The organism is Pseudomonas sp. NPDC087639 (assembly GCF_044743385.1).
GTDB lineage: Bacteria > Pseudomonadota > Gammaproteobacteria > Pseudomonadales > Pseudomonadaceae > Aquipseudomonas.
This window is the reverse complement of record NZ_JBIUWI010000100.1, coordinates 1-10,718: the sequence shown is the minus strand read 5'-3', so window position 1 is coordinate 10,718 and position 10,718 is coordinate 1. Positions and strand designations below refer to the sequence as shown.

The window sequence follows — 10,718 nt, the reverse complement described above, 5'->3', positions numbered from 1 at the left end:
AGCTGCTCACCACGGCGGAAAACCATCGAGCCCAGACGTTGGGTCAGCGGTGCACCACGCCGGGGTTGCAACCCCGACAACGGCACCATGCCCAGGCTGAAGCGCGCGTATCCGTGACTCTTATAGTGTTGAATCAGGCCGACCATCATGAATTCCATGGTCAGTTTCGGGGCATCCGGGTGTGCGCGCATCAGGTCGAGACTGGCCAGATCATGGCTGTAGGTCTCGAGCAGGTTGGCGAACGCCACCGGGCGCCCCTCGAAGCGAATCACCGCAATGCGGAAATGCTTCAGGTAATCGTCGCTGAAGCGGCCGAGGGAGAAGCCTTTCTCGCGCACGTTCTTGCCGGTCAGCCAGGCATCGGAAATCACCTTGAGCTCATCCATCGGCGCCTGACCCGGCTCGTGAATTTCCAGCGACAGGCCGTCACGGGTGCCACGGTTCCAGGTGTAACGCAGATCTTTCATCTCCTTGCCCTTGGCTTCCAGGTCAAAGCGATGCAGATCGACCCGGGCTTCCTCGCCGAGTTTGATCGCGGTCAGGCCGATGTCCATGTAGTACGGCAGGTTCTCCGCGCGCACTTGATAGAACACAGGGCGAGCGTGATGGATATCGCACAGGTCGCGGAACTGCCAGATCATCTCGGCGCGTTGCTGGCCAGGGCCGATCGGGTCGTACAGCGCCACCAGACTGCGGCCACGGCGGGCGTACATCAGGAACGCTTCGTCGTTCTGGTGAAACAGCAACGCCTTGTCACCCGTCAGTGCGAGACCGCCGTCGGGTTGCGACGACGCCATCAGAATCTTCGCCGCGCGGTCGAGTTCGTCCGGGGTCGGCAGGTGAATGACCGGGCGCGCAGTGCGCAGCAACCAGGTCAAGGCAATCACCAGCAACAGCACGGCGGCGCCGAGCAACGAGCGCAAGCCGCGCGGGGCGTCAGCGTCGAGGGTGAACTGCCACCACAATTGATGGCTGTACGGCACGTCTTGATAGGCAAACAGCAGCAGCCAGGCCGAAGCACCGAGCACGCACAGGCTGGCCACCAGATACAGCGGCGAGAACGGCAACTCAGTCAGACGGCTCGGACGATAGAACGAGCGACGGAATACCCCCAGCAGCGCGGCAGTGAGGGTCATCAAACAGGCTTCTTCCCAGTCGAAACCCTTGAGCAGGGAGAGCAGGGCGCCAACCAGCAGCAGAATGGTGGTCAGCATCCACGCGGCCGACAAGCGACGGCGCAGGCCCTGCGCCAGCATCAGGCAGAGCACGCCGATCAGGCTGGCGCCGAAGTGCGAGGCGTCGACCAAGCGATGTGGGATCAGAAAGCCGATGTGCTCCAGACGCGTATCGATTTCAGGCGTGGCACCGGAAAACAGCAGCACCACACCGGACAGGAACACCAGTACCGCCAGAATCGGCGCAGCCAGACCGGACGCCGCGCGCATGGTCTGGGTCTGAAACAGGCGCTGGCCTTCGTTGATCAGCAGCAGTACGCAAGCCACCAGCAGCGGCAGCACGACATAGATCAGGCGATACAGCAGCAATGCAGCGGCCAGTGGCGCAGCACCGAGCTTGTCGGCGAATGCGGCGAGCAGGATCGCTTCGAACACGCCAACGCCACCCGGTACATGGCTGAGTACGCCAGCGGCCAGCGCCAGCAGGTACACCAGCAAAAACGCGCCGAAGGGCGGGGCTTCTGGCAGCAACAGATACAGCACGGTGGCGGCCGCCGCGACGTCGAGGGCGGTGATCACCAGTTGCAGGAAGGTCAGGCGTCGACCCGGCAGGCGCAGGGTGCGGCGTCCGGCCTTGACCAGCAGGTTATCGGGGTAGGGTTGTTCCGGCAGGCGACGGCGATAGATGCCTATCATCAGGATGGCGCCGAGCAGCAGCACGGTCACGGCAACAGTGCCGAGCAAGCCTTCCGAGAGGCCGAGTGCCTGAGATGCAGCGGGCAGGTCGCTCAACGTCGCTAGAGCAGCCAGTGGCGGCAGGGCACAGCCCAGCGACAGGCTGGCGAATAAGGTCATGTGCGCGACTTCCGACGCTCCCAGACCCAGTCGTGCATATAAACGGTAGCGCACCGAACCGCCGGACAGCAGCGACAGACCGATCGCGTTGCCAATCGCAAACGCCGTGAAGCCGCCGAGGGCCAGCGTGCGCGGTGGCAATGTCACGCCAGCATAGCGACTGGCCGACCATTCATAGCCCAGCAGAATAATGAAGCCGACCACGGTCGCTGCGAATGCGCCGAGCAGGGCGGGTTTCGGTACGTCGAGAATCGAGTCGTGCAAAGCATCGAGATCGAGTTCGGCGAGCAAGTGGCGACAGGCAATCAGGGCAATGGCAAACAACAGCAGAGTGACCGCCAGACCGATCGGTTGACGATATTTGCTTAACCGATCCAGCAAGCGCAGGCGCTCGGGTTTGATCGGTTGGTTCGCTGTGACGGTGTCTTGTGGATCAGACGAGTTGGCGCGCATCAATCACCTCTTGGATTGTGCGCGACAGGATGGAGGTATCCAGCCAAGTTACCAATCCCTGTAGAAAAAAATAATCACAAAATACTACGCCTCTCACCAAGTATCGGCGAGGGCAGTCATGGATTGCAGACCTCTTGCCCGCGACTCAAAGCATAGTCGCAGCACGGCGGTTCTGAAGATCCTGGACGATTCACTGCACAGTGACAGATCATTGTTGCGAAAGGACTTTTTCCACAGATACAAAAAAGGCCACTCTTTCGAGTAGCCTTTTTTGATGTTTGGTTGCGGGAGCCGGATTTGAACCGACGACCTTCGGGTTATGAGCCCGACGAGCTACCAGACTGCTCCATCCCGCGTCTGTGTGGCGGCATTCTACAGGCGAACGGCGAGGTGTCAACCGCTAATCCCGTAAAGGGTCAAATAAGTGTGGAATCGCGTCAAACGGTCGCAGGTAACGCGTTAAGTTTCGGAAATGAAACGAGTTCCTGTTTGGCTATTCTCTGGGTGAAGAGGTCTGAACCTGAAAAACAAGCGCGCACAAAAAAGGCCACTCTTTCGAGTAGCCTTTTTTGATGTTTGGTTGCGGGAGCCGGATTTGAACCGACGACCTTCGGGTTATGAGCCCGACGAGCTACCAGACTGCTCCATCCCGCGTCTGTGTGTCGGCATTCTACAGAGGATCGCTGGGCTGTCAACCTTCAATCCGGATAAAACTGTTGAGGTTCAATCGGTTAGCGCTCTTTGTCGGTACTTGAAAGAAGCCGCAGGGCAGGTGGGGTAAGGCTTTCAGCTCTATTGAAGGTCGCTTTTCGATTGAGAAAATAAATTCACAGGACGATTCCTACAGTCATAAAAGAACATTCAGCACCACTGGTGCTATATACAGGTGTCAGTGAGATACTGCCGACCCGGCTCGCCACGTTTCCTTTTCTGACATGACTCAGCGAAAAATCATCCACATCGACTGTGACTGTTTCTACGCCGCCATCGAGATGCGCGATGACCCGCGTCTGGCCGGCAAGCCGTTGGCGGTGGGTGGTTCGGCGGATCGGCGTGGGGTGATCGCCACCTGTAATTACGAGGCGCGTGCCTATGGCGTGCGCTCGGCAATGGCATCCGGGCATGCTTTGAAGTTGTGCCCGGATCTGACCATTGTCAAACCGCGTATGGATGCCTATCGCGAAGCCTCAAAGGAAATTCACACGATCTTTGCCGATTACACCGATCTGATCGAGCCGCTGTCGCTGGATGAGGCCTATCTGGACGTGTCGGACAGCGCGCATTTTGGCGGCAGTGCCACGCGCATTGCCCAGGATATTCGTCGCCGGGTCTCCAATCAGTTGCACATCACGGTTTCTGCTGGCGTGGCGCCGAACAAGTTTCTGGCGAAGATCGCCAGCGACTGGAAAAAGCCCAACGGCTTGTTCGTGATCACACCGGATCAAGTCGAGGATTTCGTCAGCGGGTTGCCAGTGAACAAGCTGCACGGCGTCGGCAAGGTCACCGCAGACAAGTTGGGCAAGCTCGGTATCGTCGACTGCATGCAGTTGCGTGAATGGGACAAGCTGGCGCTGGTGCGTGAATTCGGTAGTTTTGGCGAGCGCCTCTGGAGTCTGGCGCGTGGGATCGATGATCGGCTGGTGCACAACGACAGTCGCCGTCAGTCGATCAGTGTGGAAAATACCTACGATGTCGATCTGCCGGACCTGCGCAGTTGCCTGGACAAATTGCCGGAGCTGCTGGAAACCCTGAAGACCCGCATGGCGCGGATCGACAGCAGCTATCGGCCGGGTAAGCCGTTCGTCAAAGTGAAATTCCACGATTTTACCCAGACCACATTGGAGCAGGCCGGGGCGGGTCGGGATCTGGGCAGTTATCAGTTAATGCTGACGCAGGCGTTCAATCGCGGGGGTAAACCGGTGCGGTTGCTTGGGGTTGGGGTGAGGCTGGAGGATTTGCGTGGCGGGTTTGAGCAGATGGAGTTGTTTGAGCGTTGAACCCTTAAAAGCAAAAGATCGTCCGATAGGACGATCTTTTAACAGAGCTTAATTCGGTCCCGGATCCGCCACCAACCGCCCCGCATCCTTGGTCAGCGACTTGAGAAACTCAGCCTGCAACTCTGGATCGTTTCGCGTCAGTTCGATCAGGCTTTGTTCCAGCTCGCTGGCTTCTTCTTCCAGACCCAATTCCGACAGACGTTTGACCCGGTGTACCCATTGGCTCACTTCGTCGTCTTCCAGATCGTCGTAAATCAGCCCGTGAGCTTCCAGCAACTTGCCCCGCAGGTGGCTGCTGATCATCAGGGTTGAGTCAGAGTGAACTTCATCCTTGGCGTCTTCGACGCTGATCTGCAATTTGCCGACATGATTGAGATCATTTTCGGCAAACGGGCTGTCGAGCAGGTTAAGACGCAGCACGCCGTTACGGTCGGTGGTCATGTCGAATGTCTGCTTGCCGGCCTTGACTTGCACCGGTCGCTCGCTCCACGGCAGGCTCGAGTACTCCGTGCGCTTGTCGCGCTGGATTTCATCGATACCGGCCAGATTCTGTTGCGCACGACCGTTGGACTGCACGTTCATGAACGGATTGAGCCCGGCAAAACCGTAGCTCAGCCAGTCCTTGGTCACGCTGTCCGGCAAATTGCCGAGCGCAAAGACGTTGACCACGTTCGCGCCGACGCCACCGACCACCGCCACCGCGCCCAGCGGAATCTCGTAGACTTCCCGCCAGGGTTGGTAAGGCGTGTAGCGGTCGTAACGGCGGGTGACTTCGAATTCGGTGACTTCGAATGTCTTCTGCTCGTTGATCTTCACGCGTCGCTGCGGGAGCTCAAGTTCCTTGGGCTCACCGACATCGATCTGCAAAGTGTGATCGAGCAACTTTCGCTCGACACGCTCTTCGTGCTCGCTGCGCTGTGACATGTGATTGGCACAGCCGCTGACCAGCAGGGCACCGCACAGGGCGGTGCCTCCGAGGCCCAAGGTGTTTCGCTTGAACATGACGTCTCTATCTGGTTTCAGCGGCGGATACGAGCCTGAAGGAAGGACAATACGTCAGCCACCGGCAGCGCTTGCGCCTCGCCTTCGGTACGGCTCTTGTATTCCAGGTTGCCTTCGGCGAGGCCGCGGTCGCTGACCACGATCCGGTGTGGAATGCCGATCAGCTCCATGTCCGCGAACTTGATGCCCGGGCTGGTTTTCTTGTCGCGATCATCCAGCAGCACTTCGAAACCGGCCGCAGTCAGTTCTGCGTACAGTTTGTCGGTGGCTTCGCGAACCTGCTCGGTTTCGTAACGCAGCGGTACCAGAGCAATCTGGAACGGCGCCAGGGTGTCGCTCCAGATGATGCCGTTCGCATCGTTGTTCTGCTCGATCGCGGCAGCCACCACGCGGGACACGCCAATGCCGTAGCAGCCCATTTCCAGGGTCACTGGCTTGCCGTTCTCGCCCAGCACTTCGCACTTCATCGCCTTGCTGTACTTGTTGCCCAGCTGGAAGATGTGCCCGACTTCGATGCCACGTTTGATTTCCAGCGTGCCTTTGCCGTCCGGGCTTGGGTCGCCGGCAACCACGTTGCGCAGGTCAGCCACGGTCGGAACCGGCAGATCGCGCTCCCAGTTCACGCCGAAGTAGTGCTTGTCGTCGATGTTCGCGCCGATGCCGAAGTCGCTCATCAGTTCGACCGAGCGGTCGATGATGATTGGCAGCGGCAGGTTGAGCGGGCCGAGGGAACCAGCGCCGGCGCCAATGGCGTCACGCAGTTCGGCATCGGACGCCATGACCAGCGGGCTGGCCACGCCTGGTTGCTGGGCTGCCTTGATTTCGTTCAGTTCGTGGTCGCCACGGATGACCAGGGCAATCAGCTTGCCTTCTTCTTCCGCGTGCACGATCAGGGTCTTGATGGTCTTTTCAATCGGCAGACTGAATTTTTCCACCAGCGCAGCGATGGTCTTGGTGTCCGGAGTGTCGACAAGACGCAGCTCTTCAGCCGGTGCAGGACGGGAAGTTTCCCGTGGCACCGCTTCGGCTTTCTCGATGTTCGCCGCGTAGTCGGAGCCGTTGCTGAAGGCGATATCGTCTTCGCCGGACTCGGCCAGTACGTGGAATTCGTGGGAGCCGGCGCCGCCGATCGAGCCGTTGTCCGCTTCAACCGGGCGGAATTTCAGACCCAGACGGGTGAACACGTTGCAGTACGCCTGATGCATGCGGTCATAGGTGACCTGCAGCGAAGCCTGATCATCGTGGAACGAGTACGCGTCCTTCATGATGAATTCGCGGCCGCGCATCAAACCGAAGCGTGGGCGGATTTCGTCACGGAATTTGGTCTGGATCTGGTACAGGTTGATTGGCAGCTGTTTGTAGCTGCTCAATTCGTTGCGCATCAGATCGGTGATCACTTCTTCGTGGGTCGGGCCCGCGCAGAAGTCGCGACCGTGGCGGTCTTTGATGCGCAGCAGCTCAGGGCCGTATTCTTCCCAGCGTCCCGATTCCTGCCACAGCTCGGCCGGTTGGGTGCTCGGCATCAACACTTCCAGAGAGCCGGCAGCGTTCATTTCTTCACGAACGATGGCTTCAACCTTGCGCATCACTCGCAGGCCCATGGGCAGCCAGGTGTACAGACCTGAGGCGAGTTTGCGGATCATGCCGGCGCGCAGCATCAGCTGGTGGCTGATTACGACCGCGTCGGAAGGCGTTTCTTTCTGTGTGGCGAGCAAAAATTGACTGGTGCGCATGGTTGGCCGTTGTCGGTTGCTATGACTGGAAATGACGGAGCAGTGTACCGGCGAGTTTTGCTGACGTACAGAAGTGCGGCCGGCGGAGGGACACAAGGGCGGGATTCTTCCCGCCCTTGGCGAAACGTCTTACGATTCTTCCACAAGCGGCGTCGGCACAGGCTCAGGCGTGGGTGTAGGGCCTTCGCGGCGGCTTTCCTGGAACCAGTGCAGGGCGATCAGCAACAGCGTCGGCACACCGAGCATGGCGGTGATCAGGAAGAAGTTGTGGTAACCGAACTTCTCCACCATCACCCCGGAATAGCCGCCGATCAGGCGCGGCAGCAGGAGCATGATCGAGCTGAGCAAGGCGTACTGCGTCGCGGAGAACTTAAGGTTGGTCAGGCTCGACAGGTAGGCAACGAACGCCGAAGTCGCCAGTCCCGAGCTGAAGTTGTCGAGGGAAATGGTCACCACCAGCATCTTCAGGTTCGGCCCCATGTCGGCCAACATCAGAAACAGCAGGTTAGTGCCCGCCGATGCCACGCCGCCAATAAACAGGATCGGCAGGATGCCGAAGCGCACGATCAGCAGCCCGCCCATGCCCGCACCGACGAGGGTCATGATCAGGCCGAAGATCTTGCTGACGCTGGCAATCTGGTCCTTGGTGAACCCCTGGTCGATGTAGAACACGTTGGCCATCACGCCCATGACCGTGTCCGACATCCGATAGGTGGCGATCAGCCCGAGCAGCAATAGCGCCTGCCAGCGGTAGCGCAGGATGAAGTCGTTGACCGGCGTCAGGACCGGCGCCAGCCCGCGGCGACCCATGGTCGACAGGCACATCCAGGTGAGCAAGGTATAAAGAATGGCGCGCAGGAAGGCGCGGTCTTCCAGCAGCAGGTCGAGCGGGCTGACGCCTTCGAACAACACGCTGGCGAAATCGGTGTTGTAGAGCTGGGTGAACATCGCCGGCACGGACACCAGCAGCACGATCAGTACGAATACCGACATCAGTTGGTGCATGAAGGTATAGCGGCCCGCTTGCAATTGGGTGCGCAACGGCACAGGCGGCTCACGCATCAGCAGGGTAGTGAGCAGCGCAGGAATCATCAGTGCGCCGAACAGCGCGTAAGTGCCGGCCCAGGCTGAGTGTTGATAGTTGAAACCGGTAGAGCCGAAACCTTCGGCGAAAAACAACGCGCCCGCGGTGGCGAGCAGCGCGGCGACGCGGTAGCCGGACATGTAACTGGCGGCGAGAGCGGCCTGGCGGCTGTCGTCGGCGATTTCCAGGCGATAGGCGTCTACCGCGATGTCTTGGGTGGCGGAGGCGAACGCAACGACGACGGCGATGGCGATCAGCCAGGACAGGTGCTTCTGCGGATCGCAGAAACCCATACCGATCAAACCGAGAATCACCAGTGCTTGCGAGAGCACCAGCCACGAGCGGCGACGGCCGAGCTTGCCCAGCAACGGCAAGCGCCATTGATCGAGCAGCGGTGACCAGACCCATTTGAACGCGTAAGCCAGGCCGATGAGGCTGGCGTAGCCGATGGTTTCACGGGCCACACCCGCTTCACGCAGCCAGACCGAAAGCGTTGAAAACACCAGCATGTACGGCAGGCCGGCGGCGAAACCGAGCAACAACAGCACGAGCGTCGAAGGACTGGCATAGGCGGCGAGCGCGGCGCGCCAGGTTTTACGGGGCATGGGCTGAAGTCTGCCTCAAGATTGCGAAAACAAAGCGCGCACTCTAACCGCTGTGCTCTACCGGACGCCAGCCATGGCGCTGAATATCCACACGATTGTTCAGGACGGTGATGCCTTCCATGCGCAAACGCGCCCGTTGTTCATCACCCGATGGACTGCCCACCGGCAGGCTGATTCGCCCACCGGCGCCCAATACACGGTGCCAGGGCAGTTTGGTGTCGCCGGGCAATTGACTCAAGGTTCGCCCGACCCAGCGGGCAGCGCGTCCCAACCCGGCAAGGTCAGCCAATTGACCATAGCTGACGACCTTGCCTTCGGGCACTTGAGCGAGGGTCGAGTAGAGCGCCGTGCGTCGGATTTGCGCTTCGCTCTCGCCATCGTGGTTCGGGTCTGTCACGTACGCGGTTCCTGAACAGGAGCGGATGGATGGCTTAAGCGTAATCCCTCATCGGTCAATTGAGAAATGAACTCAATAGAAATAGTCCGGTCAGTCCTTGTCAGGGTCTTATTCCTACGGATAATGCCGTTCTTTTTCGCAAACTTGAGCCCCCGACTCGCTTATGTTTTCCAGAACCTTGCTGTGCCTTGCTGTTTTCAGTGCGTCCACGCCCCTGCTTGCCGACACCGTCTGGTTGAAGAACGGTGACAAGTTGAGCGGCAAAATTACCGTGTTCGATGGCGGCAAACTGTTGGTTCAGACCCAGTACGCCGGCGCTGTCTCGATCGACTGGAAAGAGGTCAAGACCCTGGAAAGTGACCAGGAATTGCTGGTCAAGCAGGATGCCTATAATGGCGAGAAAGCCAAATCGTTGACCGCTGCTGATGACGGCAAGGTCACGCTGGCCAACGGTGAAGCGCCGAAAACCGTGGAACTGGCGAGCATCCAGCAAATCCTCAAGCCGAAACCGGTGGTCGAGGATCTGGTGTGGAAGGGTAATGTCGATCTGGCGCTGGATTATCAGCGCGCAGAAAAAGACACCGATGATTACGACGTCGGCTTCAAGACTACGGCGCGCCACGGTCGCTGGCGGCACACCGCCGAGGGCGAATACAACCGCGAAGTGCAGGATGAAGTGACTACCACCGACAACTGGCGCGCCGAGTACGCACTCGACCGCTTCCTGACGGATAAGTGGTTCTGGCAAGGGCGCCTGAATTACAAGCGCGACCACGTTGAAGAGTTGGCCCGTCAGCGAGTCGTCGGTACAGGTCCGGGTTACCAGTTTTGGGATGACGAATTGGGCGCGTTCTCGCTCGGCTCGCTGTTGAACCGTACCGACTATGAATACAAAGATGGCAGCAAGGACAACTTCTATTCCGTTGCGATGAAGTGGGACTACAACCGCTACCTGATCGGCAAGAAGGTCGAGTTCTTCACCAATGGCGAAGTGGGCAAGCCATTGTCCGGCGTAGCGGACTACGCGCTGGATGCCGAATTGGGCCTGCGCTACAAGGTCACCGACTGGGCGTCGCTGAATCTGAAAGCCGAGCGGGACATCATCAGCGGCACCAACGATGCCGACTTGAACAAAACCCGTTACACCGCAGGGTTTGGCGTGGCCTGGTAAGGCCGGTAGCGGCTTCAATAAAAAACGCAGCCTGATCAGGCTGCGTTTTTTTTAGCGCCTTAAAAACAGACGCCCACAAAAAAGCCCCGCTTTGAGGGCGGGGCTCTTTTCTAAAGAAGCTACAAGTTAGATAACTTGTACTTCTTCAGCTTGCATGCCTTTCTGACCGCGGGTAGCGATGAAAGAAACCTGTTGGCCTTCTTTCAGGCTTTTGAAGCCGTCGGATTGGATAGCTTTGAAGTGAAC

The 10,718-nt window shown here is 59.1% G+C and carries 8 protein-coding genes and 2 tRNA genes; 2 read left to right on the top strand and 8 right to left on the bottom strand.

What is annotated here, in order from left to right; translation table 11 throughout:
* The 3 genes from mprF to ACIOVB_RS25680 all read right to left on the bottom strand — a co-directional run.
* Positions 1-2,483 (bottom strand): bifunctional lysylphosphatidylglycerol flippase/synthetase MprF (gene mprF, locus ACIOVB_RS25690; RefSeq protein ID WP_401272063.1); only part of this gene is annotated, 2,483 nt, incomplete at its 3' end.
* A gap of 279 nt (positions 2,484-2,762) precedes the next feature.
* Positions 2,763-2,839: transfer RNA gene (locus tag ACIOVB_RS25685), tRNA-Met, on the bottom strand.
* A gap of 221 nt (positions 2,840-3,060) precedes the next feature.
* A tRNA-Met gene (locus ACIOVB_RS25680) sits at positions 3,061-3,137 on the bottom strand.
* Between the two features lie 281 nt (positions 3,138-3,418).
* On the opposite strand from ACIOVB_RS25680, the gene dinB reads away from it, so the two are divergent.
* Positions 3,419-4,480 (top strand): DNA polymerase IV, encoded by a 1,062-nt coding sequence (gene dinB, locus ACIOVB_RS25675; protein ID WP_401272062.1) that lies wholly within the window; start codon positions 3,419-3,421, stop codon positions 4,478-4,480.
* Between the two features lie 48 nt (positions 4,481-4,528).
* Here dinB and ACIOVB_RS25670 read toward each other — a convergent pair whose 3' ends face one another.
* From ACIOVB_RS25670 to ACIOVB_RS25655, 4 genes are all read right to left on the bottom strand, one after another.
* Positions 4,529-5,482 (bottom strand): hypothetical protein, encoded by a 954-nt coding sequence (locus ACIOVB_RS25670; protein WP_305441728.1) that lies wholly within the window; start codon positions 5,480-5,482, stop codon positions 4,529-4,531.
* A gap of 17 nt (positions 5,483-5,499) precedes the next feature.
* Positions 5,500-7,215, bottom strand: a complete 1,716-nt coding sequence (locus ACIOVB_RS25665; protein ID WP_401272061.1) for a proline--tRNA ligase — start codon at positions 7,213-7,215, stop codon at positions 5,500-5,502.
* Between the two features lie 129 nt (positions 7,216-7,344).
* Positions 7,345-8,904, bottom strand: coding sequence for an AmpG family muropeptide MFS transporter (locus tag ACIOVB_RS25660; RefSeq protein ID WP_401272060.1), 1,560 nt, complete (start codon positions 8,902-8,904; stop codon positions 7,345-7,347).
* 43 nt (positions 8,905-8,947) lie between these two features.
* On the bottom strand, positions 8,948-9,301 hold the full coding sequence (locus tag ACIOVB_RS25655; protein ID WP_187679487.1) for an MGMT family protein: 354 nt from the start codon (positions 9,299-9,301) through the stop codon (positions 8,948-8,950).
* Between the two features lie 163 nt (positions 9,302-9,464).
* Here ACIOVB_RS25655 and ACIOVB_RS25650 point away from each other — a divergent pair, with 163 nt between their 5' ends.
* On the top strand, positions 9,465-10,472 hold the full coding sequence (locus tag ACIOVB_RS25650; RefSeq protein ID WP_187679486.1) for a DUF481 domain-containing protein: 1,008 nt from the start codon (positions 9,465-9,467) through the stop codon (positions 10,470-10,472).
* A gap of 126 nt (positions 10,473-10,598) precedes the next feature.
* Here the strand turns inward: ACIOVB_RS25650 and ACIOVB_RS25645 are convergent.
* A partial coding sequence (locus ACIOVB_RS25645) for a cold-shock protein (RefSeq protein WP_401272064.1) occupies positions 10,599-10,718 on the bottom strand: 120 nt, incomplete at its 5' end.

Coding starts and splice junctions, on each gene's coding strand:
- dinB (WP_401272062.1), top strand. CDS start 3,419: ATGACTCAGCGAAAAATCATCCACATCGACTGTGACTGTTTCTACGCC.
- ACIOVB_RS25670 (WP_305441728.1), bottom strand. CDS start 5,482: ATGTTCAAGCGAAACACCTTGGGCCTCGGAGGCACCGCCCTGTGCGGT.
- ACIOVB_RS25665 (WP_401272061.1), bottom strand. CDS start 7,215: ATGCGCACCAGTCAATTTTTGCTCGCCACACAGAAAGAAACGCCTTCC.
- ACIOVB_RS25660 (WP_401272060.1), bottom strand. CDS start 8,904: ATGCCCCGTAAAACCTGGCGCGCCGCGCTCGCCGCCTATGCCAGTCCT.
- ACIOVB_RS25650 (WP_187679486.1), top strand. CDS start 9,465: ATGTTTTCCAGAACCTTGCTGTGCCTTGCTGTTTTCAGTGCGTCCACG.